Origin of the sequence: Acinetobacter sp. PK01 (assembly GCF_022819285.1) — a bacterium.
GTDB lineage: Bacteria > Pseudomonadota > Gammaproteobacteria > Pseudomonadales > Moraxellaceae > Acinetobacter > Acinetobacter tandoii.
On the sequence record NZ_CP094643.1, the window covers coordinates 1990981 to 2014822 of the forward strand.

At 39.9% G+C, this 23842-nt stretch carries 22 protein-coding genes and 1 pseudogene; 6 read left to right on the plus strand and 17 right to left on the minus strand.

What is annotated here, in order from left to right; translation table 11 throughout:
- Positions 1 to 257: 257 nt before the first annotated feature.
- Both MP622_RS09430 and nth read left to right on the plus strand, forming a co-directional pair.
- The gene (locus tag MP622_RS09430) at positions 258 to 1049 is read left to right on the plus strand and encodes an RnfABCDGE type electron transport complex subunit B (RefSeq protein WP_243790670.1); all 792 of its coding nucleotides are present in this window, start codon (positions 258 to 260) and stop codon (positions 1047 to 1049) included.
- 2 nt (positions 1050 to 1051) lie between these two features.
- On the plus strand, positions 1052 to 1750 hold the full coding sequence (nth, locus tag MP622_RS09435; RefSeq protein ID WP_243790672.1) for an endonuclease III: 699 nt from the start codon (positions 1052 to 1054) through the stop codon (positions 1748 to 1750).
- A 51-nt stretch (positions 1751 to 1801) separates the two neighbouring features.
- On the opposite strand, the gene MP622_RS09440 is transcribed toward nth, so the two are convergent.
- The 4 genes from MP622_RS09440 to MP622_RS09455 form a co-directional block, all read right to left on the minus strand.
- Positions 1802 to 1984: a hypothetical protein gene (locus tag MP622_RS09440; RefSeq protein WP_151504211.1), complete on the minus strand. Its 183-nt coding sequence runs from the start codon at positions 1982 to 1984 to the stop codon at positions 1802 to 1804.
- 85 nt (positions 1985 to 2069) lie between these two features.
- Complete coding sequence (adk, locus tag MP622_RS09445) at positions 2070 to 2729, minus strand: adenylate kinase (protein ID WP_044740200.1); 660 nt, start codon at positions 2727 to 2729, stop codon at positions 2070 to 2072.
- An 85-nt stretch (positions 2730 to 2814) separates the two neighbouring features.
- Positions 2815 to 4131, minus strand: coding sequence for a hypothetical protein (locus MP622_RS09450; RefSeq protein ID WP_016165853.1), 1317 nt, complete (start codon positions 4129 to 4131; stop codon positions 2815 to 2817).
- Between the two features lie 59 nt (positions 4132 to 4190).
- On the minus strand, positions 4191 to 4718 hold the full coding sequence (locus MP622_RS09455) for a hypothetical protein (protein WP_243790674.1): 528 nt from the start codon (positions 4716 to 4718) through the stop codon (positions 4191 to 4193).
- Positions 4719 to 4969: 251 nt separating this feature from the next.
- Here MP622_RS09455 and mrdA point away from each other — a divergent pair, with 251 nt between their 5' ends.
- Positions 4970 to 7015 (plus strand): penicillin-binding protein 2, encoded by a 2046-nt coding sequence (gene mrdA / locus MP622_RS09460; protein WP_243790675.1) that lies wholly within the window; start codon positions 4970 to 4972, stop codon positions 7013 to 7015.
- Complete coding sequence (gene rsmD, locus MP622_RS09465; protein WP_104440998.1) at positions 7015 to 7569, plus strand: 16S rRNA (guanine(966)-N(2))-methyltransferase RsmD; 555 nt, start codon at positions 7015 to 7017, stop codon at positions 7567 to 7569. Before mrdA ends, rsmD begins: the two co-directional genes overlap by 1 nt.
- 128 nt (positions 7570 to 7697) lie before the next feature.
- Here the strand turns inward: rsmD and MP622_RS09470 are convergent, their stop codons facing one another.
- Positions 7698 to 7907 carry a hypothetical protein gene (locus tag MP622_RS09470; RefSeq protein ID WP_044740202.1) on the minus strand — a complete coding sequence of 70 codons (210 nt, stop codon included), beginning with the start codon at positions 7905 to 7907 and terminating at the stop codon, positions 7698 to 7700.
- Positions 7908 to 8175: 268 nt separating this feature from the next.
- Positions 8176 to 8475 carry a hypothetical protein gene (locus MP622_RS09475; protein WP_243790677.1) on the minus strand — a complete coding sequence of 100 codons (300 nt, stop codon included), beginning with the start codon at positions 8473 to 8475 and terminating at the stop codon, positions 8176 to 8178.
- A 636-nt stretch (positions 8476 to 9111) separates the two neighbouring features.
- Between MP622_RS09475 and MP622_RS09480 the strand changes: the two genes are divergently transcribed.
- A complete protein-coding gene (locus MP622_RS09480; protein WP_016165847.1) occupies positions 9112 to 9321 on the plus strand; it encodes a hypothetical protein in 210 nt (69 codons plus the stop codon).
- Between the two features lie 340 nt (positions 9322 to 9661).
- Complete coding sequence (locus MP622_RS09485; protein ID WP_228155322.1) at positions 9662 to 11275, plus strand: bifunctional 3-(3-hydroxy-phenyl)propionate/3-hydroxycinnamic acid hydroxylase; 1614 nt, start codon at positions 9662 to 9664, stop codon at positions 11273 to 11275.
- A 76-nt stretch (positions 11276 to 11351) separates the two neighbouring features.
- Here MP622_RS09485 and MP622_RS09490 read toward each other — a convergent pair whose 3' ends face one another.
- The 11 genes and pseudogenes from MP622_RS09490 to MP622_RS09540 form a co-directional block, all read right to left on the minus strand.
- Positions 11352 to 11963, minus strand: a complete 612-nt coding sequence (locus MP622_RS09490) for a glutathione S-transferase (protein ID WP_243793500.1) — start codon at positions 11961 to 11963, stop codon at positions 11352 to 11354.
- 115 nt (positions 11964 to 12078) lie between these two features.
- The gene (locus MP622_RS09495; protein ID WP_016165844.1) at positions 12079 to 12972 is read right to left on the minus strand and encodes a LysR substrate-binding domain-containing protein; all 894 of its coding nucleotides are present in this window, start codon (positions 12970 to 12972) and stop codon (positions 12079 to 12081) included.
- Positions 12972 to 14177 (minus strand): MFS transporter, encoded by a 1206-nt coding sequence (locus MP622_RS09500; protein ID WP_243790679.1) that lies wholly within the window; start codon positions 14175 to 14177, stop codon positions 12972 to 12974. The genes MP622_RS09495 and MP622_RS09500 overlap by 1 nt, the downstream gene beginning before the upstream one ends.
- Positions 14178 to 14759, minus strand: coding sequence for a TetR/AcrR family transcriptional regulator (locus MP622_RS09505; protein WP_016165842.1), 582 nt, complete (start codon positions 14757 to 14759; stop codon positions 14178 to 14180).
- A 153-nt stretch (positions 14760 to 14912) separates the two neighbouring features.
- The gene (locus MP622_RS09510) at positions 14913 to 15437 is read right to left on the minus strand and encodes an acyl-CoA thioesterase (RefSeq protein ID WP_016165841.1); all 525 of its coding nucleotides are present in this window, start codon (positions 15435 to 15437) and stop codon (positions 14913 to 14915) included.
- 477 nt (positions 15438 to 15914) lie between these two features.
- Entirely contained in the window at positions 15915 to 16844 is a 930-nt protein-coding gene (locus MP622_RS09515) for a patatin-like phospholipase family protein (RefSeq protein ID WP_228155323.1), read from the minus strand.
- 323 nt (positions 16845 to 17167) lie between these two features.
- Positions 17168 to 18646: an alanine/glycine:cation symporter family protein gene (locus MP622_RS09520; RefSeq protein ID WP_243790681.1), complete on the minus strand. Its 1479-nt coding sequence runs from the start codon at positions 18644 to 18646 to the stop codon at positions 17168 to 17170.
- 78 nt (positions 18647 to 18724) lie between these two features.
- The gene (gene gltS / locus MP622_RS09525) at positions 18725 to 19966 is read right to left on the minus strand and encodes a sodium/glutamate symporter (protein WP_243790683.1); all 1242 of its coding nucleotides are present in this window, start codon (positions 19964 to 19966) and stop codon (positions 18725 to 18727) included.
- 142 nt (positions 19967 to 20108) lie between these two features.
- Positions 20109 to 20368: pseudogene (locus tag MP622_RS09530) on the minus strand (DcaP-like protein); the annotation flags it as partial.
- 568 nt (positions 20369 to 20936) lie between these two features.
- Entirely contained in the window at positions 20937 to 22271 is a 1335-nt protein-coding gene (locus MP622_RS09535; protein ID WP_243790685.1) for a DcaP family trimeric outer membrane transporter, read from the minus strand.
- 646 nt (positions 22272 to 22917) lie between these two features.
- Positions 22918 to 23829, minus strand: a complete 912-nt coding sequence (locus MP622_RS09540) for a neutral zinc metallopeptidase (protein ID WP_243790687.1) — start codon at positions 23827 to 23829, stop codon at positions 22918 to 22920.
- Between the last annotated feature and the right edge of the window lie 13 nt (positions 23830 to 23842).

The window sequence follows — 23842 nt, forward strand, 5'->3', positions numbered from 1 at the left end:
TATCCACCTTCCACAATATTTATTTAAAATAACTTGATATTTTCAATATATAACAAATAATTATTTTAACTATTAAATAAAGTTTGTCTTTCATATTTTTAAACCCTGACTTAACAATCCCACCTTTTTTTGCACCATATAAACACATTTAATGCATTAATTTGGAACACAAGATTAATCACCTAAATCATGCTAAAATTCAGAAAAATTTGACTCTATCTCTCTAATCCTGTTCTAAAAACAGGCGTGGTTTTCGCATGATTTCGCAAATTGCTCTCATTCAACACATCGACGCGCTACTTCCCCAAACTCAATGTGGTTTATGTGGTCATCGAGATGGTTGCCTTCCCTACGCCAAAGCAATTGCTGAAGGAGAAGCTGCCAATAAATGCGTCCCAGGTGGACAGCCTGTGGCTGATGCTTTAGCTGAATTATTACAACGCCCATCTCTAAAAGCAGAGGAAAGCGTATGGCCTCTTCAATCGGATGGTCGTCCACAACGAATGAAAGCCATTATTCGAGAAGATGAATGTATTGGTTGTACCAAATGTATTAGTGCATGCCCCGTTGATGCGATTATCGGATCGGGGAAACTCATGCATAGTGTGTTGACTGATTTATGCACGGGCTGTGAACTTTGTATTCCACCCTGTCCAGTTGACTGTATTGATTTAGTCGAAGATTTAAATAGCTTACCGAATGAAATTGAACGCACAATAGAACAAAACGATTTACGCCAACGCTACTATGCCCATATTCAACGTGAAGAAACTCGTCGCTTGCAGCGTAAGGGCCCTGTAGTACGTGCCGAAATTGATACAGCATTATTTGCTCAATTCTCTACTCAACTTGATTCAGTACCTGTAATTGAAGTTGCCGACAAAACACCTACTGTCACCCAACAAGATGCCAAATCAACCATTGAGTTGGCAAAATTACGAACACAAATTAAAAAGTTAGAGAAACAACTCAGCGTTCGTGAAGATGTAACCAAGCGCGCTCAATTGCTAACCTTGACCGAACAACTCAATGCTTGGCAAGGAGCTTAAACATGGTGACCAAAACCTCCACCGTTAAAAACATGACCAAGAAGCAAATTCAAACCTTCTTTGAACGTTTACGCGATCAGCGCCCCAACCCGACAACGGAGTTAAACTTTTCTACACCATTTGAGTTATTAGTTGCGGTAACCCTTTCGGCTCAGGCCACTGATGTCAGTGTCAATAAAGCCACAGACAAATTGTTTCCAATCGCCAATACACCTGAAACCATTTTGGAGTTGGGTGTTGAAGGGCTCAAGCAATACATCAGAACCATTGGTTTATATAATTCCAAAGCTGAGAATGTCATTAAAACCTGCCAAATTTTAATTGAACGACATAACAGTCAAGTGCCGAATAATCGTGCTGACTTAGAAGCTTTACCTGGCGTTGGACGTAAAACTGCAAATGTGGTGTTGAATACTGCATTCGGACATCCCACCATGGCGGTGGATACGCATATTTTTCGATTAGGCAATCGGACAGGTTTGGCAGTAGGAAAAAATGTCCTCGAAGTTGAGCACCGACTGGTCAAAGTTATTCCTAAAGAATTTATGGTCGATGCACACCACTGGCTGATTCTACATGGTCGTTACTGCTGTATCGCACGTAAACCAAAGTGTGTCGAATGTGTAGTTTCAGATGTCTGCAATTGGCCAGAGCGTTTTGAATTTGGCGCAGCACGCGCAATTCCTGTTAAAAACATTTAAGGAACACAGCGAATCGAGCACAAGATACGCTGTTATCTCAAAATCACGCTCTTATTTTTTCGGCTGTTTTTGTTTCAATTTCGGATGTAACTGATATTGGGGTTTTTCCGCAGTTTTACTTTCTTCTTTTTGCTTTTGTTGGGTTTCTTTTAACATTTTAAAGCTGATATATAACAAACCCAGTAACATGACCAAGCATGCCAACACTAAAATGAATAAACCAATTTTTAACAAAATCGTATCCTCAAAAATTTAGGACAAATAAAAAGAGCCCTAATATGACTTAGGACTCTTTTAAAGTCAAAAATTCAGGTTTGAATTATTTTGACTGATCTAAAATTGCGAACAAATCTTTTTGTACGTCTTCAATTGCACGTAAACCATTTAATTTGTCATAAGTCGGTGCATTTTCACCAGAAGCAGCACGACCTTGGTAGAATCCAACCAACTGCTCAGTTTCTGTATGATATGAACCTAGACGCTTACGAATAGTTTCTTCTTGGTCATCTGGACGTTGAACCAAGTCTTCACCAGTTTCGTCATCTTTGCCTTCAACTTTAGGTGGGTTGTAAACAACATGATAAACACGACCAGATGCAGGGTGCTGGCGACGACCAGACAAACGCTGAACGATTTCTTCGTCAGGGACATCAATTTCGATCACGTGATCGATGTTAATGCCTTCTTTTTCCAAAGCTTCAGCCTGTGGAATTGTACGTGGGAAACCATCAAAAATGCAGCCGTTCACACAATCAGGTTGAGCAATACGTTCTTTCACAAGACCAATGATCAGTTCATCAGAAACCAGACCACCGCTTTCCATTACGCTTTTAGCTTTAAGACCTAATTCAGTACCTTCACGAATTGCAGCACGGAGCATATCACCGGTTGAAATTTGTGGGACATTGTAGCGCTTACAGATCAACTGAGCTTGTGTACCTTTACCTGCTCCAGGTGGTCCGAGTAAGATAATGCGCATAAAAAAACATCCTCATTTAAAACAATATGTATGATACTTCGAGCCAACAATTATGCAGATCTAAACAGTCAGCATGAGTATCTAATTATAAGAAAGCCACAAACAAATGTATTGTACCAGCTATAAATCCAGTGACCCCACCTAATACAATCAGAATCCATTCGTCTTCCTGAAATGCAGGACGTAACAGGTTCTGGAACTCTTTCGGCGTTAACTCTCGGATACGCTCTCGGAACATTTGAAAGATTTTCTGTGCACGGCTCGCATTGAACGCAGGGTCGCATACTGGCACCATCGTAATTTCAATTGAGCGATCAATCAAGTCCGTCTTGAGTTTTGCGTACTCTTTTGGCCCTAAAGATAGCTGCAATGATGTGCGAACCAGTGGAGTTTCCATAATTTGGTTAATATGCCGTTTGACGATACGACGAGTTTTGTCTTTTTTCGTGCCATACATCATTTCAGTCATGATAGATTTTAACGTAATCAAGTCTTCAGTAACGACACTGGCAAATACATCCGATACTTCTTCCTGACGCTTCATAAACGCGCCTTGGATATTATACGTTCCGATTCTCGGCCAGACTGGTTTCACCCAAGGAAACTTACGATCTTTAGTTAATTCAGTGAGTTGTGGGTAACGTACATAATGTGGCTCTATCGGGTTAAAGACCATCCAAATTGCAATCCAATTGGTTAAAAATCCCCAAACCGATGCCCAAAATGGGACTGTCCAGTGCCAAGGCACCACAAACCACACAATCATTTGGAACACACCAAAAAACATTCCTATTAGGGCACTAATATGCCAAATAAAATTGATTTCCTTTTGTCCCACTTTTAAGAACATACGCACCATTAAACGACGATCACCCTCCATTTGGCTGACCACCATTTCTCGCATGTCTACCAATGACTCGACGTTCACCGTTAATTCTGTTACCAGTTCTTTCAACACCTCTGGAAGCTGCTTGTGTGCCTGTGCATAAATACGGCGTTTAATCGAATATGGTAAATTTTCCCAAAGTACCGCATTGCGATCGACCATGACTTCATCAATCAGATGTTCTAGTTCAAAGCCAACCTGCTCACCAATAATACGCGCCATATCTTCTGGATCCATGGCATCTAAAAATTCGCGCAAAGAACCCAGTTTAGATAATGTATTATCCGTAATAATGCCTGAAATGCGTCCTGCTTTACGTGGCACAATACCTTGCCAACCCACAGGCAATGGACCTAAGTGAAAACCCCAAAAAGTAATTGGATAGAACACCATTTTGAGTGCCATCCAAACATGTGCCCAAGTTACAAAAGCAGTTACAGGAATAATGCTCAGCACAGCCCAAAAATCGGGACGATTCAAAAAGGTTTGCCACAACTGATTGATGTACTCAAGCATGCATATTTTCCAAAATAATGACCAAATAACAGAGATTAATTCTTAATTTTTTAAACAGGTTATTTTCTGCCTAAGCCCATACTTAATGTATAAGAGAATTGTATTTTCGGTTCTATGTGTTCTACAACCACACCCTCACGATTTTTTAATTCTTCTCCTGCCCCAAGCCCGACACTGAATGTACTAATGCGATCTTTGTTTAATAAAACATATGCAAGATCTACACCTGCCCCTAAGCGTGTTTCATCTTTATTATCCACTTGCTTACTGGCAATATGACCTGCATAGACGCCCACATAATACCCGTTTTTATCCTTTCCTGTGAAATAGTAAGGAGATCTAAAACCTATTTGTGTTCCAAAAGGGGAATCATCGGTAAGAAAAAAACCCACTTTGGCATAGGCTATGCCATAGGGATTAACCCATTCTGTATTTAAATGAATCAGCTGTTGGGTTACCCCTGCTCCCAGATTCCATGTGCTGACACTTTCAGGAGGCAATTTCGCATCTGGTAAATAATGATGGTCTTGCGCATAAGCTGTATTGAATAATGTTATCAATGCTAACAAGGGATAAACTCTTGTCATTATTGTCACCTTTGTCCTTATTTTAATTGTGCATGCATTCCAAATTTTTTGCATGTTTTTGACTTTAACAGAATTGTTTCTATTCTTATATACAACACCTGATCTTTTTACTGTCTATAAAGTCAAAACACCCTGTTGCAATTAAACAACCTAGCCCCGCCCACTTCCAACAGATAAGCATTATCAAAGCCTGTGACTTGAGTTAGAATAGCGCCTTCCTGATTCTCCCCCACTGTGTAAGTCAATCGCGTATGAAGCAGCACTTTCCTTTAAAAAATGTCCAACAAGAAAAGCGCATTTATCGCAATCGAGTATTAATCTCTGTCGGGATCGTCAGCTTTTTTATGTTGCTGTTGGTGGCACGTTATGCCTACTTGCAAATTATGCAATACCAACAGTTTTCAACGGCATCAGATCAAAACCGTATTCGACTTCAACCACTTGCTCCAGCGCGTGGTTATATTTATGACCGCAATGGTATTTTATTAGCCGATAACTACCCAGTGTTTACCGCGACCATGAGTCGTGCCGATGTGGAGGATATTGAGGATACTGTTAAGCGTCTTACACCAATTTTAAATCTGACCGACGAAGATATTGAACGCTTCCTGTCACGTATTAAAACCTCGAAGAAAACCGAACGTGTCTCGATCAAACTCAATTTAACTGAAACTGATATTGCCAAATTCAGTGAAGTTAAATTCCAGTTCCCAGGGGTCAATATCGAAACTCAAATGACCCGTTATTATCCACATGGTGAGCTGTTTGCCCATGTGATTGGTTATGTGGGGCGTATTAATGACAAAGAACTAAAAAGTATTGATAAGGACTTGTATGCGGGAACCAACCTGATTGGGAAAATTGGGGTAGAAAAATCTTATGAGGAACTCTTGCATGGCGTACCAGGGAATGAATCTGTCGAGGCCGATGCACATGGTAATGTTCTACGCCATTTAGGACGTAAAGAACCCGTTCGTGGCAATGATTTATACCTTTCTCTGGATTATGGCTTGCAGACTGTTGCGACTGAACAACTGGCAGGTCGACGCGGTGCCATTGTTGCGATGGACCCTCGTACAGGTGAAATTCTAGCGCTGGTTTCCAGTCCAAGCTTTAACCCTAACCTGTTTGTAACCGGGATTAGTCATACTGACTATAGTGGATTACGCGACAATTTAGATCAGCCACTTTATAACCGTGCGGTACAAGGCGTTTATCCACCGGGTTCAACCATTAAACCAATGTTTGGTTTAGGGGGTATCCACTATGGTTATATCGACTGGGGGACTGCAATTTCCGATCATGGCTACTTTACCTTACCTGGCGATTCTCATAAATTCCGTGACTGGAAAAAATCGGGGCATGGCGTAGTCAATCTTCATAAGGCCCAAGTCGTTTCCTGCGATACATTTTATTATGTGCTCTCTTACCGTATGGGTATTGAGAAAATGAATTCATGGATGCGCCAATTTGGTTTCGGTCAAAAAACAGGGGTAGATTTACCGAGTGAAAGTGAAGGTTTATACCCAAATCCTGACTGGAAAATGCGTACCCGTAAAAGTAAATGGTTAAAAGGTGAAACGATTTCTGTGAGTATTGGACAGGGTGCTTTTACCGCGACGCCATTACAACTGGCTATGGCAACCGCCATTACAGCCAATCACGGAGCGCATGTCATTCCACATGTGTTACAAGTCAGCAAAGGGGCAAAACCACATAAAGTTTTGAATGCACCAGATGGACATATTCAGTTTAACGGTAAAGATGAAGACTGGGTTCAAATGCGTGACGCCATGGTAGATGTTATTGAAACAGGTACAGGTCGTGGTATTCGGACACCGATGTATAAAATTGCAGGAAAAACAGGTACAGCACAGGTCAAAAGTATTGCGCAAGGGAAAAAGTATAATGAGGCTTTACTGACCGAGCGTCAGTTAGACCACGGACTTTTTGTTGGTTTTGCACCTGCTGAAAATCCTGAAATTGCCATCGCTGTTGTGTGGGAAAATGGTCGTCATGGTGGTTCTGCTGCACAATTGGCCCGCCCTGTCTTTGACTATTGGTTATTACAACGTAAAAAGAACCCAATTAAACCAGAAGGTCATCAAATTAGCGGTGGCTTAATGACTGCAGGAATTAAACCAGGGGAATTGCCAAGTGGTTCTGGCACAGCTCCAGCGTCCTCAACGACAGGCTCTCAAGCACGACCAGCAAACTCAAATACTCATACAGCTCAACATGCAGCTACTCCTACCAACCAAGCTGCTCCTGCGGCTGCAGCGGATGATTTCGAATAATGAAAAATCAACTCAGAATTATAGGCGGAGAGTGGAAGCGCCGCCAACTCGCGTTTGCCAGTATTGAAGGATTGCGCCCGACTCCTGACCGCGTCCGCGAAACACTGTTTAACTGGTTAATGTGGGATATTCAAAATGCTCAAGTCTTAGATATTTGTACAGGCTCAGGGGCTTTAAGCTTTGAAGCCTTATCGCGTGGTGCCAAGCATGTGACCATGATTGAACCAGACCGAACTCAAGCGCAGTTTTTAAAACAAAATATTCAGTTATTAAAAGCAGAAAACTGCGAATTAAAAGTGGCGACTGCTCAACAGGCCCTTCCCACCCTAAAATCTAGTTTTGATTTAGTGTTTTTAGATCCACCATATAGCTTAAATCTTTGGGAAGAACTGGCCAAACTGGCTGATCCGTTGATTACTGAAAATGCCCTAATTTATATAGAGGCTGACCGAGAGCTCAACATGTTGAATTTACCGCACAGTTGGCACGCTATAAAGCAAACCAAAGCAGGTACAGTTCGAGCAGCTTTATATAAAAAAGTGGCAGGTCGTTAAAATACACTTTTCTTTATACTTATTATCTGTACTTTACTTCGACTTGCTTAAGATAAAAAACATATAAGAAATTGTTTTTAAAAATAAAAACCAGATGGAAAAACTATCCCCATCTGGTGCAATGATACTCATAAATCAATTAAAGGGTATCGGATAAATTCAACTTTGGGAGATGAACCATTTTTATCGTTCATATATTTTTGATGAGATGGTTCTGATTGATAATCAGTTTGTTGAAGCATTGGACTGGTATTTGAATGATCCATGCTTGTGCTAGGTGACATACAACCCATCATCAAGCCTGTAATCACTACAAGCAATAAGGTTGCTTTTATCATTTTCCTTCCCCTTTTTCTCTAGGGTCGAGTCTGTATTATTCACCTTTAATCCAAATTATAATCCCTTGATTTGTGCGTTTTTTGTACTATTTTTTAAAAAATGCCAATTCTACCGCTTATAAGAAATTGCGATATAGAGGTTAATCTACGATTGGCGCGCTGGCGCTTGCTTTTATTGTTCTTAGAACATCTCCTTCCTTTTACGTTTAATACAGTTAAATAAGGCGACAAGCCTTATTTAACCCAAGCATAAGACCTCAAAATGCAACTAATGTGGTAAGGGTCGAGTCTGCTTATAGTATGGTCGATCAGGTCGATGATCTGGCGGTCGACCTTCAGGTGGACGGTGTTCTGGTGGTCTATTTTCTGGAGGACGATGCTCTGGAGGGCGATTGTGCGGAGGTCTATAATCTGGACGTCCATTCCATTCATAGCCATAAGAGGGTCGATGATCATAGTCATGTGAATAACGATGATCATGATCATGATCATACCAATCATCGTCATACCAAACACAACCCGATAACATGATGACCGACAAAGTGGATAACACAATTAGTTTTATCATAATGCTCCCCTTGTCAACTGGGTGTACTTGTTCATTATTCAGGATAAGTATGGATAAAAAATCAGCTACTTGTTCTTTTTTTGTTATGTACAAATAAATGTGTTTTTATCTCTTAATAACTAGATTTTGATTTATTAAAAATAGAGGTATTCCATCATCTGAAAACCTTTTACTAGATGATTGTTCATTTAAATGGAACTCATATAACCCCGTATAAATCAAATTGGGGCATCCATCTGTTTAAACTAATTTTCAAAAATATGGTCCTTTTGAATCTATTTAATTTCTGTTCAATACATCCCAATACGAAATAATTTCTTACAAGTCTCCCGTGAGTAATCCCTCTATAAAACAGCTTCTACCTACCCGTTTTGTGTAGTTTAAGTAAATGAAAATTGCTTGATGACATGCTGTTGAAATATTTAAATACAAATCCTGATGACAGTTTCACCTCATTGTTACCCTAGCTACACAGTTTGTACATTATTGTATTATTCACGTAATTCATTCTGTTTCGCTTTGTTGTTTTAATTGATTGAACGCCTGTGAATACTTAGCATGAGTCCTGTTCTGACTTAAGTGATGATAAGTAGAACATCTTTAATTTTATCTCGTTAATAACACAGGATGCCTATTATGAAATTAACTCATATCCTACTTGCAACAACATTTGCTGCTGCCGCAACCACAACTTTTGCTGCAACTACTGAACAGCCTCAAACTGAAGAGAAAGTCATTGTTTCAACCCAAGAACAACCCGCAACTTCTGCAACTGAAGGCACGGCTGCTCAACCCACTACTCAACCTGCTGCAGACTCAGCAAGTGAAGCTACGCCAGCACAATAAAGCCTAGTGCACCAGTTTTCTAAGACCTTCACTCCACCTCATTCACTCGAAGGTCTTAGAAATTTTCAGGTGATTCAGAGTATTCTGTCTCGCCTGAATCTCCTCAAAAATGCATGATCCTCTCGAATATCTGAATCATAAATATAGTTAATTACGATGATTCCCACGACATCAACTATCATCAAAATCAAAACAAATCTTTTTAAATCAATACAATAACAAAAGCAAAAAACTGGATTCAAGCCACTTTAATACTCGCTATCCACTATGGCATAGCTTGTTTGTAGCCCTCTCTTCACCGTTAATAGCCTCATTGTGAATTGATTGAATGGAATTCGCTGTGAGCACAAAAAATACTGAATTTACCACTGAAGTGGCAATCCTTGGCGCTGGTCCTGTAGGGCTTACGCTTGCAAATTATTTAAGCAAGCAAGGGGTGCAAGTCACCGTCATTGAACAACTGGATCAACTGATCGATTATCCGCGTGCCATTGGTATTGATGATGAAGCTTTGCGCACGATTCAATCACTTGGACTGGTCGAGCAAGTTTTACCGCACACTACTCCCAATCATGCTATGCGCTTTTTGACCCCAAAAGGTCATTGTTTTGCCGATATTCAGCCTTTAACCCGTGAGTTTGGTTTCTCACGCCGAAATGCATTTATTCAACCGCAAGTCGACAATGTACTGCTTCAAGGACTAAAGCAATACCCACAAACCCAAGTGCTATTTTCTCGTCAACTGACTGAGTTTAGCCAAGATGCTCAATCTGTCACGCTTAAAATGCAAAATAAGCAGGGGCAAAATGAAGTCGTTAAAGCTCAGTACCTGATTGCTTGCGATGGCGGCAACTCTGTTGTGCGTCGTACTTTAAATATCGGCTTCGATGGTAAAACAGCACCAAATCAATGGATTGTGATTGATATTGAAAATGATCCATTGGCAACACCACATATCTATTTATGCTGTGACCCAGTACGCCCATATGTATCGGCTGCATTACCACATGGTATTCGCCGTTTCGAATTTATGGTGATGCCTGGTGAAACCCAAGAAGAGCTCAGCAAACCAGAAAACATCAATAAACTTTTGGCAAAAGTATTACCCAATACTCAAAATATTGAAGTGATCCGTCAACGTGTTTATACCCACAATGCTCGTATTGCAGACAAATTCCGTGTAGATCGTATTTTACTGGCAGGTGATGCTGCCCATATTATGCCTGTCTGGCAAGGTCAGGGGTATAACAGTGGTATGCGAGATGCCTTTAACTTAGGCTGGAAGATGGCATTGGTCGTAAAAGGAAAAGCTGGACCTGAACTCTTAGATTCATACCAAATTGAACGTAAAGATCATGCCAAGGCGATGATTGATCTTTCGGTTATGGCGGGTCATGTACTGGCACCACCGAAAAAATGGCAAGGTTTTGTCCGTGATGGGATTGCTTATGCACTTAATTATATTAAGCCAATTAAACAATACTTATTGGAAATGCGCTTTAAACCTATGCCGCAATACCATGATGGCGTGTTGATTCAAAATAAGCTGAAAAACTCACCTGTCGGTAAAATGTTTATTCAGCCCAAAGTTGAATTGGTTTCTGGTGAACAAGTTTTATTAGATGAAATCATTGGCAATGACTTTGCGATTCTGGCTTGGGGTGTAGACCCACAATGGGGGTTGTCTGAAACAAGCTTACAACAATGGAAAAAATTGGGTGTGAAATTCATTCAGGTTTTACCTGCTGTTCAGCTACAAAACGAAAATCGCAAACAATACGATGGTGTCATTTGTGTTGGCGATATTGGGACTGATATTCGGACTTGGTTTGGTCGTACCAATGACTCTATGGTGATTTTACGCCCTGACCGCTTTGTAGCAGCCCTCGCAATTCCACAAAGTGTAGATCAAATTAGCCAAGCCTTGTTCTCAAAACTACATAGCAAAGCTTAAGTTATTTGAATTATCTCCCCCTGTAAAATGACAAAGCCCAGAACATATTCTGGGCTTTGCTCATTCATCAAAACAATTATTCAAAGGCATCAAACCAAGCTATTCCCTGTAGCGAAGCACGAGTTTTCATCTGTCTTAAAAATGGTTTCGCTTCTTCAAAATACGGAATCAACTTAAACGACATGGCATACACCAACCAATATGCCAAATATAAATCCGCTGCGGTGCACTTTTCTCCAAGTAAATAAGGTTTTGCCTGACTTAGACCTTGCTTTAAAAATTGGAATAATCGTTGCTCATCGCCAAAACTTAAGCCCATTTTCTTACTTTCAATCAGATCATCAGCAACATTCAAGTTTTTGATGTCCATATATTCAGTTAATGGACCATGAATGTAGAACAGCCACTTTAAGTAAGCTCCGCGCTTCGGATCATTCAGTGCGGGAGCAAAATCCTGCTCAATATATTTATCTGCCAGATAGGCAATAATTGCAGGTACTTCAGTGATGACAATGTCGCCATCTTTCAAACAAGGTACTTTTGCCATGGGATTAATGGCTAAATATGTTGCCTGATGCATATCTTCATAGCTGATATTAATCAGTTCTACCTGATCTTCAATCTTTAGCTCTTTGAGGAATGGTAAAATGATATTACCGCGAGATTGCGGATTGGTATAAAGCTGCATCATTGTTATTGCTCCACTATTGTTATTTTGCGCTACCTTAGCATAGCTTAGCTCATCACTGCGTAGCGATTCTGTCATCCATGACCTAGAATTGGAGCATATTTTCAGTGCTGAATTAGAAAATTCCAGTATAAAATTGTTCTTTTAAAATTTTTAAAATCAGTTCAATCGCTTCACTACGCTGCTCTTTACGATAGCTGGCATACAAACCAATGGTCGGCAAAGGTTCAATGGTATTTTTTACCACAATTTTATCGCCCAATAAGGGAATCACATAAGCAGGCACCAAACTCCAACCTACGCCCATTCCCACCAAATTCACATTTAAAAGAATGTTGGTTGAATGCTGAACTACATTTACATTGAGTTTGGATTGTTTAAAAAAGTCCTGAATAATTTTATAAAGTTGAGGCGAAGCCCCTTCATCGCTGATAATAAAATCTTGCTGATTAAAACTTTTGATACTAACGTGACGCTGTGCTGCTGCGGCTGAATCTTTAGGCACAATGAGTGCCAATGGTTCATTAAAGATTTGTACAAATTCCAATTCACTCGATTCATCAACATAACGGGTAAAAGCAATATCAATGTCGCCTTTCTTTAAGGCTCTGAATTGATCTGCATCAGTCAAACTATGGAAATGAATTTTTAAATCAGGAAAATGCGCCCGAATATTGGGCATGATATAGGGAAAAATTTTCATTTCTGCTACAGGTACAAAACCAATATGCAATTGGTCTTTGCTGATATTTGCGACTTTACGCGCATCCTGAATGGCTTTTTCTGCATGCTCCAAACTGAGCAAAGCTTCTTTTAAAAATGCTTTCCCTTCTTCTGTTAATTCCACTTTACGGTTAGAGCGAACTAATAATTGCACCCCAACCTCTTGCTCTAAATCTTTAATTTGCTGGCTTAAAGAAGGTTGCACGGTACACATGCGCTGTGCTGCTTTGGTAAAATTTAACTCTTCAGCCACTGCAACAAAATAGCGTAAATGACGTAATTCCATCAGTGTTCTCCTTCCTGTTGAACGGATACAACCTTAGCTGCCACTTTCACTCGATACACCATCAGTGTAACCAAAGTCATCATGGCACAAAACAGATAAGTCGCGGCATAGCCCCAATAGGCAATTAATACGCCCATAATGACGGAACCCACCGCTAAACCTAAATCAAACAACGTAAAGTAGGTCGAAATTGCATGTCCAATCCGTTGCCTTGGTACACTCTGAATCGCAACAGTCTGCAAGCATGGAAATAGCGTGCCGTAACCTATACCAATGAGAACTGCTGATAACCAGAGCACCCATGGTTGATTCAACTGACTCACCACCGCTAAACCAATCGCAAATAGTATAAAGGACGGATAAATCACCACACTGGCACCTTTTTGGTCAAACCAACGTCCTACCCAAGGTCGAACCAAAATCATGGAGCAGGCAAAGACCAGAAAAAAACTACTGGTGTACGCCATCAACTGTTTGGTTTCAGTATAAGCTGCAATAAAGCTCATCACACTCGAATAAGCAAATGCAGTTAATAAAGCCACCATCCCCACTGACAGAACTCGAAACTCAATAATATCGTGTCGTGTTAAACTGGATAATGATGGTTTGACTAAGGATCGGCTATCTTCATCATGAATAGGAATGCACAGACAGAATATAAATCCTAGCGTCATCAGTCCCGATAAAATGGCAAATAACACTGTAAAACTGGCATATTGAGTAATGGTTAAAGCCAATAAGGGACCAAACACAACCCCTAAATTGGTCGACATGACAAAGTAGCCCATCCCCTCACCTTTGCGCTGTTCAGGAATAAACTCATTGGCAACAGGTACCGTGACTGTCGTTAAAATACTGAACCATATGCCATGAATAAAACGCACCAATAACAGGCTCCACATGCTGTCGATACATAAATAACTAAATGCAAACAGCACAAAGAATAATTCTGAGCCACGAAAACTGAGCTTCTTGCCAATTTTTTCCGAAATCAGTCCTGAAAATGGACGTACCAAAATGGATGAAATCAGAAATAATGTCAGTGCCAAGCCTGCTTCTTTGACTGTGCCACCCAAATCTTTCATGATGTACACAGGTAAAATTGCCAGCAAGGCAAAATAATAGGTAAATAAAAATAGATTATTTAAAACACAAAATATGAATGCCCGATTCCATAGCCTGTCTACACATAGTGCCGATTTCATTTATGGACTCACTTTCTTGCCAGCATTCACACGGGCAGGTTGTAGCACCATGTCCAGCAATGCCTGAATATAAGCATCATCAGGCTGATGATTAAAGAAGATCATCTGATAATGAATAGGCGCATATAAGGTATCCAGCATCAGTTCAAATGGATAATCGGCACGAATCTCTCCATTTTGAATGGCCAATTGAATTAACTTGCGGGTCGCTTCACGGCGGGGTAATAAATACTGGCTAAAAAACTCCCCTGCGGCTTGACGATGCTCGGATAACACCACCAATAACGCTCGTCCTATTGGACGATTTAAAGCATGCGATAACTTGAGTAATTGTTGTTTTAAATTAAATTCCAAACTTTGTGCATAATCCAGTTCAAATACCGAAGCCGTTTCCTGCTTAAATGCTTCAAAGACCAAATCAGATTTATGTTTCCACCAACGGTAGATGGTGGACTTACCCACGCCTGCCCGAGCTGCGATCTCTTCAATCGTCAATTTACTGTATTCATAATCTTCTAGAGCTGTGATTACAGCATCTAAAATACATTGCTTACGACGTGAAGATTTTTCTAACTCAGACATAAACCACCATTAATCGAAACGATACGTATCGTTTTATATTAATGTAATTTTACTGGCTAAACTAGAGGATTAAGACTAAGGACTATAAATCAGTGACATAAAAAAACCCGTAAGTTAGTACACTCACGGGTTTCGCTTGAACATAGTTAAATTTTAACTGGCTGCTGAAGACTTTTTATAAATACTGCACGATGGGTGATGGTTTTCTTGCAAACGAGCCACTTTGCGCTGTTCTGCAGCTTCAAAACGACAACGCTTCCATTCATTGCTTAAGTCTAATGGTGGAATTTGTTTAGGCTTACCTGTTTCGTCCACTGCAACCATGGTGAAGTAGCAGCTATTGGTATGTCGTACCGTACGCTTTTGAATATTTTGTGCTTCTACACGAATACCGATTTCCATAGAAGTACGGCCTACGTGGTTTACACTGGCAAGGAAAGTGACCAACTCACCAACATGAATCGGCTCTTTAAAATTCACTTTATCAACTGATAGTGTCACAACATAACTACCCGAATAGCGACTTGCACAGGCATAAGCCACCTGATCCAGCAACTTTAAAATAGTTCCACCATGAACATTACCCGAGAAATTTGCCATATCTGGAGTCATCAATACAGACATGGTCAACTCCGACTGATCATCTAAAATTGGAGTAATTTGATCTAATGGGGACATCGCGTTCTCTAGACTCTTGCAAAGATAGTAGAATATGTACGCATTATTATATAACTTTTGTCATAAATAACATGTTCAAATCGGCAATTAAGTCATCACTATTATTTATAGTGATTACCATATCATTCAGTAAAATATATATTAATACGCTCAACTTTAATATAAGCCTATAATTTTATTATATTTCTCTTAAAGACAGACAATAACCGACTATAACTCAACCACCGACCTTATCTTTGCAAAGTTCAATTTCAATGACTTAGAACCTGAAAAAAACACTCCACCAGCAGAAATGAGAAAGTGAAAGTTTTTGAAAATTTTAAAATTGGATGAATTTAGACAGATCAATTGAAAGTGACATTCTGCTTAAATTAACTGGTCTCTCCACAAGAAACGGGCTAATCGTTGTTCTCATTTTCACGCACTCGATAAAATGAATTAAAACAGTAAACTCTAATGTTTCTGAGTTGCACAAAGCTAGTTTTGAACAGAATATTGAGGAATTTTATAACCGCGTGAATAATTCTGTTGATCGAAGACTTTCAGAATGTTGCTTAATTGTTTATCCGCAGCATTCATACCTGCCTGCATGGTTTCTTCACGCCCTTTGACATCAAAGATATGTGCTTTTTCACGTAAATCTGGCTGAATAACAATATCAGCATGTTTTAATTCTTCTTGAGCCAAACGATTCTGCATAATGTTGATATTTTGGTTAAAGAGACCCCAAACATTCTTGGTTTCGGTATGTTCAGGTTGCGCCAAAATATCTACAGCTATCACAATATCTGCACCTAATTCCCGAGCAACATTCACAGGCACAGGGCTGACGAGTCCACCATCGACGTATTCCTCTCCTGCAATTTTTGTGGGAATGAACATACTCGGAATAGAAACTGAGGCACGGACTGCTTGTCCAGTATTACCATAATTGAAAACTACTTTTTTACCTTCTTTTAGCTCAGTCGCCACTACATACATTGGCGTTTTTAAAAGTTCCAACGGTGTGTTGAGCACTTGTTCGTTGACATAATTTTCAACTTTTTGACCATCAAAGAAACCCGTCATTGCCAGTTTTACATCACGGACATCATTGGCTTTCATATTCAGCGCAATCTCACGTAATTGTTGGGCATTTTTCCCACTGGCATAAATTGAACCCACTACACTGCCTGCACTAGTGCCCACAATCAAATCTGGATGAATCCCGTATTGCTCTAGCACCTGAATCACACCAATATGTGCATAACCACGTGCACCACCACTACCCAAAACCAATGCTACAATCGGACGATGTTCTGTTTGTTTGAGTTTTTTGAAGTCGATACGATTCGCCTGCACTTGAGCTTCAGCAACTATAGGTGTAGTTGTTGGCTGGACAGAGGGCAATAATGATGACTGAGCCATACTCTGCCCCGAGAACATTCCCAAAATAATGCCAATAACTAAACTAGATTGAAGCGGTTTCAAGGTAGGTAAACTCTCTGATCGTGACTCATAGTTATTCTATGCAAAATAGATAGTTTCACTGTTGCATTTCGTAAAAATGAAGCTTTAGCTCATTACGATAATGAATAAAAACCGTAAAATCATGAAGACTGTGCTGCATTTTTGCAATGTGGTTTCAATGTGCTAGGTTAAAACCTTTATCTAATCAGATCATCACCAGCAAAATAAAAAAAGCCAGCCTTGCAGATGCAGACTGGCTTTTTTAGTATCAGGTAATCTTTTTATGACCAAATATCTGAATCGACTTTTTTCTTCAATTCTGGATATTTATTAATTTTAAATTCTGGTTCTTTAATACCTTGTTTTAATTGCTCACGGTAATCTTTCAACAATGTGCGTGCCATCGGTGTTAACAATAAAATTGCAATCAAGTTAATGGTTGCCATGATACCCATAAACAAGTCAGCCATTGACCAAACGAGCGGAACACTACCAATTGCACCGAAGTACACCATCACCAATACAAAAATACGGAAGATGAACATGACTTTCGGGTTGTTATTAATAAACTGTACATTACCTTCTGCATAGGCATAGTTACCGAGTACAGCCGAATAACAGAATAAGAATAATAGAACAGCAAGGAAGTCTGATCCCCAATGTCCCACTTGAGTCTCTAATGCACGTTGAGTTAATTCAACACCAACAAAGCCTGCGTCTTGGTATACACCAGAAACCAAAATGATGATTGCTGTACTTGTACAGACAATGAAGGTATCTACAAACACACCCAGCATTTGTACTAAACCTTGGTTTACAGGATGTTTTACATCAGATGCAGCAGCTGCGTTTGGTGCAGAACCCATACCTGCTTCGTTTGAGAACAAACCACGTTTAATCCCTTGCATCATCGCCATAGATATAGCAGCACCAAAGAAACCACCAGCCGCAGCATTAAAATGGAAAGCTTCAGTCACAATCAGCTTTAAAATATCAGGCAAAATTGCATAGTTACTGATAGCAATATAGAGAGCAACAGATAGGTAAAGACCTGCTTTTAAAGGTACAAACATCTCTGCAAATTTAGCGATACGCTTAATACCACCAAAAATTGCCAATGCCACTAAAACTACAAGCGCAAGGCCAACCCAAGAGATTTCTAAATCAACACCACCTAAATGAGCAATAAGATTGGCTTTATCCCAACCCCATGCATGTGAAGATGCATTAGCAATTGCATTGATTTGTACTGAGTTAAATACAAAACCGTAAGTAAAGATTAATGCTAGTGCGAAAACCACACCAAAGGTTTTACTACGTAAACCTTGAGTAATATAGTAAGCTGGTCCACCGCGGAACTGTTTGCTCTTGCTATCTCTAACTTTAAAGAGCTGAGCAAGCGTAGACTCAATAAAAGCCGAGCTCATCCCAAGAACAGCGGTTACCCACATCCAGAACACTGCACCAGGACCACCAATTGCAATAGCGATTGCTACACCAGCAATGTTACCTACCCCAACACGGCTCGCAAGACCTGTTACAAATGCTTGGAAAGGTGTAAGACCATGCTCATCTTCGCCTTCTGTACGACTGCTTTTCATCACTCGGATACTTTGCAAGAACATGCGAATTTGCACTGCACCTGTTAAGACCGTATAAAAAATACCGACAGCCAGTAAGAAAATAACTAGGAAATCCCATAAAGGGTCATTAAAAAATTTTACCCACGACATCAGTGTGGCATTGAGTTGTTCGTTCATTTCCTTATTCCTAAAGACTCAGCAGATAGTATTTCGCAATTCAAAAAAGGCCTTGTGACCAAGACCTTTTACTTTCTCTTAAGCAAAGAACTTAAGAATAATTTGAATAACAGTTGCGTTGATTAAGTCAACGAAGAATGCCCCACAAAGTGGAACAATCAAAAATGCTTTATGTGAAGCACCATACATGTTGGTGATGGCTTGCATATTGGCAACAGCAGTTGGTGTTGCTCCCATACCAAAACCACAATGACCTGCAGAAAGTACGGCTGCATCGTAATTTTTACCCATGACTCGGAAGGTCACAAATGCTGCATACAATGCCATAGTGATGGTTTGCGCACCCAAAATGACAACCAATGGACCAGCAAGGTCTGCAAGTTGCCATAATTTAAGCGAAAGTAATGCCATTGCTAAGTACAGGGAAAGTGATGCATTACCAAACACATCAATCGCACGGTCAAAGATATTTACTTTGAATACACCTTCAAGGATGTTACGAAGAATTACGCCACCACCCAGTGTCCAAACAAAAGTTGGTAATTCAAACCACGTGCCCTTACTAAAACCTGTCATGAACTCGGCAAAAGCCAAACATGCTGCAAACATACCTAAAGTGGTAATTGCATTATCTGCTGTAATTAAGCGTACTTGATGTGGATATTCAAACGGCGCAGACTCTTCCGCCTCTTGGTCTGTCATTGGCGTATGATCACGCTTCTCGATCTGAGCATCTGTATTGGCTTGAGCAAGTTGATAGCGATTAATCAACATTTTCGCCAATGGACCACCGATTAAACCACCAATGATCAAACCAAAAGTGGCACTTGCCATACCCAGTGCCAATGCACCTTGAATCCCATGCTTAACTTCTAGAATTTCACCCCAAGCACCCGCAGTACCATGACCACCTGTTAAGGTAATTGAACCTGCAATCAAGCCAATGAGTGGATCAATCCCAAGTAAAGTCGCCAAACTTATACCAACAAAGTTCTGTATCACAATGAATGAAGCAACAGCAATCAGGAAGATTACCAAGCCCATTCCACCTTCTTTTAATTTTGAGAAATTTGCACTTAAACCAATTGAAGCAAAGAAAATAAGCATAAAGCTGGTTTGCAACTCGCTACTGGTACTAATGCTGACCCCCCAAATGTTGTATACAACAAGAGAGAGAACAGCCGCAACTAAACCACCTGCCACAGGTTCAGGGATATTATAACGACGTAAGAAGTCGATGCGATTCACAAGGAATCGACCCAATAACAATACAATAACTGCCGCGATCAGCGTATAGAATGCATTAAAAGTAAGTGCCATAATTCTTGTCCGTCAATTTTATCTGTTGTTATACAGATAAATAATAACGCTCTATGTCAAAAAAGCTGTAAGAAGCTTTGTACAAACAGTGAAACACGCTGCTTGTACAAAGCGCTTGCAGTTTGACTTTAGAGCAAGAGTTTTAGAAGTTGTATCGTGCCATAGCACCTACGCGATTATCTTTCCCTTTTTGCCAGCGAAAGTTTCTCGCTTTCCTTAGACATATTTCATCCCTAGCGTGACTGGCATCATATTGCGCCAACCTTGTTGCAAGGTCTTAATCTGTACCGTATCTGTGGATGCTAAGTTGTCAGCAAAATCATTCGTATCGTTTGCCAACATAAGGTCATCTCCTAAAGTACTCTGACCCTTAGGATGGAATTGATAAGTTGTGTTTACTGTTGTTGTAGCAGAATGAACCGGTGTTTTCTCAACAACTGTAGATATTGTCGTTTTTAGTTTAATTGTGTTGCTTACCAATGGTGCTTGTTTTACTTGTGGAAAATTTTGTTGAATCAAAGCTTTTAATGCTTCGGCATCCACGCGTAATTGTGCAATTTCCTCTTGCTCAGCAGACGCTGCATGAGTCACTGTCATCATCAAAGTTGCCATGGTAACTGCCAAACTTTGACGAATTGCAGGCTTCTTCATGAGGGATAAACTCATTCTAAGCTCCTTGTTCGTTTGGTAATTTGCAAGTGATAAATCTATTTACATTGGGTAAACACAAATAGAGCTATACGACAATATCAATTTTTTAATCAATATCTATCAAAAACGAAAGCGCAACATTATGCTTAATTTTTACTAAAAATCTTATTATTTTTTTTAAACTCTACTTTAAGTGTTTCTAATTTAATCTACTTTTTGTTCAGGAATTCTCTTTTTGTACCTTTTGTTTTAGGTTAAGTAGTTGTTTAAATAAACAAAAAAAGAGGCATAAGCCTCTTTTTTTGTTTGAACAGAATATTTAGAAATTATACAGTGCAACCACGTTTACACGGTTTTCTTCACCTGTTTTACTAGTTAAGGTTGGTGTAGAGAATGTTTCACGTTCACCGTAGGTATATTCAAGACCTAAACTCACTGGTTTGATTGGGCTATAAAATACATTCGCCCAAGCTTGCCATAAGTCTTTGTTTAATGCAGCAGGGTTCGCTGAGGCATTAATATAATCCAAGTCCTCATCATGAGTCATATAACCATAACCCAACGTGCCACGCCACTTTGGATTAAACTGCTGAGTAATACCGACCGTAATTGAACCAAATTCACTTTGTTGAATATTCCCACCAGATTTTTCAATTGAATAACCAGGGTTTGACCAAGAGACAAAACTACTATCCCCTTTGACATGGTAGTAATCAGCTTTTAAGGTTGTACTTGGCGTTACATTATATTTTGTTCCTAAGCCTACGCCCCAAGCCACTTTTTCATCATCAGAAGTTTGCTTGTCTGCTACCATGGTACGTGCTGAAATAATACCTGCATTGTTGGCAAATTTATGATTCAAACGTGCTGTGAGTGCTGGAATTCGCATTTGGTTATCTGGATCTGAACCTAAAGTAGTACCCGAATTATCGCTATATTTAGAATCTTCCAATGCAAAGATCAAGTTGGTTTCTGGACTAAAAGTACTGGTATAACGTACTTGTGGCGTACGCTTAACAGCACCACCCACATAGCCTAAAGCATCAATCGTTTCTGGCATATAATCAGGCACAGCAAAGTTTGACCATGTTTGACCAATGAGCCAGTTCGCATAAGTTAAGTATGCATGACGGATACGTAAAGTATCATTGCTGCCCAAAAAGTCGACTTCGACTTTACCGGCAACATCCCCCGCTTGAGTTGGCGTCTTAAAGTCAAAACCTAAACGTGTTGCAGCTAAAGTAGATTTGAAAAGATCGCTATTTCCTGGTGCTCCGTCTAAAGCAGCTTTATTGATTTGATTATATGGATGCGCTCTGCTTGGACCACCATCAATTTGATAAGTTGCATCTGCGCGAACATTGCCATAGAAATTAACTTCAGCCCCACCTACTGTAATCCCAAAGCCTTTTTTCTCTGCTACTGGTTTTGCAGGTGCAGGTTGAGCAGTTGCCTGAACCTGATAATTCTGCTGCTGTGTGTTCATTTGCTTTTGCTGCTGTGCATATTGCTCTAACATGCCTCGCAACTCTTGAACTTCTTTACGTAATTGTTCAACTTCCGTATTGGTATCTGCCTGTACAGTTCCTGCTGCAACCACACCCATCGCTAATACTAACGTTTTTAAACGCACAGACATCTTTTGAGTCGTCATCCTAAATTCCCTATCCATCACAGTTTAAATTATTGTTTGTTCATTCCGATGAACATTTCTTGAGCCAAAATGTGACAGATAAGTGTTATATCGACTATATATGCTTTAGTCGAAGGCTATTTTTTTGTTTCTTATACAAATTACCATTCCATTTGCAATAAAATTAAGACTAAGTCTTTGTCTTTTCAATATAAGTATCGAATTATTATTCACAAATAATGAATTTAAATTCATTATTTCAAAAACGTGATTAAACTAAACTGATGATTCTCATCAAAAGCAATACCTTTAAGGTATTGAAATCAACCTATTAGATGTGCTTTTTTCTTAAATTAATACCTTTGAATTTCCTATTTCCATGTGTAATTCTTCAACGCATATTTCACCAATATCCTGCTTATTTACTGAAATAAAAAAGGCAGAATATCAATACAAACATTGAACTACTGCTGTAAATACGACATTTAAACTTCACATGTTTGCAATGCTTTAACCTTCTCGCTATAGCATCTCTGACCAAACTTAAACATCAATATTTAAGTCAGTCATAAGATCTAAAATGCGTGAATAAAATACATGCTCAATACAACCTAGTGATATAAAAAAAGGCGCAATTTTAATTACGCCTTTTGCATTCACTTCAAGACTAAATCGGTTGATTAAAGGTATCGCAGTCTTTTAAGTTGCCTGATTTAAGACCTACTTGAAACCATTTCATCCGCTGCTGGCTAGAACCATGAGTAAAGCTGTCAGGCACAACCTGCCCAGTTGATTGCTTCTGTAAGTAATCATCCCCAATTTTATGTGCAGCATCCATCGCTTCTTCAATATCACCCTGTTGCAAAAATTGAGTGCGCTGCTGGTTATGATAGGCCCAAATACCTGCTAAACAATCGGCTTGTAATTCTTGACGCACAGACAGTTGATTCGCTTCAACTTTCGAAGTCTGTGTGCGTGCTTTATGAACCTGATCAGAAATTCCCAAAAGGTTCTGCACATGGTGTCCAACCTCATGTGCAACCACATAGGCTTGAGCAAAGTCGCCCGCTTGATCTTGACGAGTTAATTCAGTCTGGTTTTGTTCACCACCAATGCCCATCTGCTGACGCATATCTTTAAAGAAAGTCGTATCAATATAAACTTTCTGATCGACTGGACAATAAAACGGCCCCATAGCCGCTTGTGCCGCACCACAACCTGAATTCACAGCCCCAGTAAACATGACTAGTTTGGGTGCGGTATATTGCTGATTCAATTGCTGTTGAAACACCATATTCCAAGTGTCTTCGGTATCTGCCAAGACTGTTCCAACAAAATCCATGGCTTCTTGTTGCTCTGGCGTTGGATTATCTAAACCTTTGGTTTCCGTACTGACCGAAGCTTGTTGTGTCACTTGTTGCGTGACTTGATACGCCTGCTGCGGATCTACTCCAAAAAATTTCCACGCGACAAATGCAACCACCAAGCCAAGAATACTGAAGCCACCCATTTTGCGACCTGCACCACCGCCACGACGGTCTTCAATATTGCTACTGACACGACGACCTTTCCAACGCATAGCCTTATTCCTT

Bases quoted from the DNA above. Each gene is read 5' to 3' on its own strand.
- rsmD (WP_104440998.1), top strand. From the start codon at position 7,015: ATGAAAAATCAACTCAGAATTATAGGCGGAGAGTGGAAGCGCCGCCAA.
- MP622_RS09515 (WP_228155323.1), bottom strand. From the start codon at position 16,844: ATGGCTCAGTCATCATTATTGCCCTCTGTCCAGCCAACAACTACACCT.
- MP622_RS09500 (WP_243790679.1), bottom strand. From the start codon at position 14,177: ATGAAATCGGCACTATGTGTAGACAGGCTATGGAATCGGGCATTCATA.
- MP622_RS09470 (WP_044740202.1), bottom strand. From the start codon at position 7,907: ATGATAAAAGCAACCTTATTGCTTGTAGTGATTACAGGCTTGATGATG.
- MP622_RS09455 (WP_243790674.1), bottom strand. From the start codon at position 4,718: ATGACAAGAGTTTATCCCTTGTTAGCATTGATAACATTATTCAATACA.
- adk (WP_044740200.1), bottom strand. From the start codon at position 2,729: ATGCGCATTATCTTACTCGGACCACCTGGAGCAGGTAAAGGTACACAA.
- MP622_RS09505 (WP_016165842.1), bottom strand. From the start codon at position 14,759: ATGTCTGAGTTAGAAAAATCTTCACGTCGTAAGCAATGTATTTTAGAT.
- gltS (WP_243790683.1), bottom strand. From the start codon at position 19,966: ATGGCACTTACTTTTAATGCATTCTATACGCTGATCGCGGCAGTTATT.
- MP622_RS09475 (WP_243790677.1), bottom strand. From the start codon at position 8,475: ATGATAAAACTAATTGTGTTATCCACTTTGTCGGTCATCATGTTATCG.
- MP622_RS09510 (WP_016165841.1), bottom strand. From the start codon at position 15,437: ATGTCCCCATTAGATCAAATTACTCCAATTTTAGATGATCAGTCGGAG.
- MP622_RS09490 (WP_243793500.1), bottom strand. From the start codon at position 11,963: ATGCAGCTTTATACCAATCCGCAATCTCGCGGTAATATCATTTTACCA.
- MP622_RS09495 (WP_016165844.1), bottom strand. From the start codon at position 12,972: ATGGAATTACGTCATTTACGCTATTTTGTTGCAGTGGCTGAAGAGTTA.
- MP622_RS09540 (WP_243790687.1), bottom strand. From the start codon at position 23,829: ATGCGTTGGAAAGGTCGTCGTGTCAGTAGCAATATTGAAGACCGTCGT.
- MP622_RS09520 (WP_243790681.1), bottom strand. From the start codon at position 18,646: ATGAACGAACAACTCAATGCCACACTGATGTCGTGGGTAAAATTTTTT.
- mrdA (WP_243790675.1), top strand. From the start codon at position 4,970: ATGAAGCAGCACTTTCCTTTAAAAAATGTCCAACAAGAAAAGCGCATT.
- MP622_RS09450 (WP_016165853.1), bottom strand. From the start codon at position 4,131: ATGCTTGAGTACATCAATCAGTTGTGGCAAACCTTTTTGAATCGTCCC.
- MP622_RS09430 (WP_243790670.1), top strand. From the start codon at position 258: ATGATTTCGCAAATTGCTCTCATTCAACACATCGACGCGCTACTTCCC.
- MP622_RS09535 (WP_243790685.1), bottom strand. From the start codon at position 22,271: ATGACGACTCAAAAGATGTCTGTGCGTTTAAAAACGTTAGTATTAGCG.
- nth (WP_243790672.1), top strand. From the start codon at position 1,052: ATGGTGACCAAAACCTCCACCGTTAAAAACATGACCAAGAAGCAAATT.
- MP622_RS09480 (WP_016165847.1), top strand. From the start codon at position 9,112: ATGAAATTAACTCATATCCTACTTGCAACAACATTTGCTGCTGCCGCA.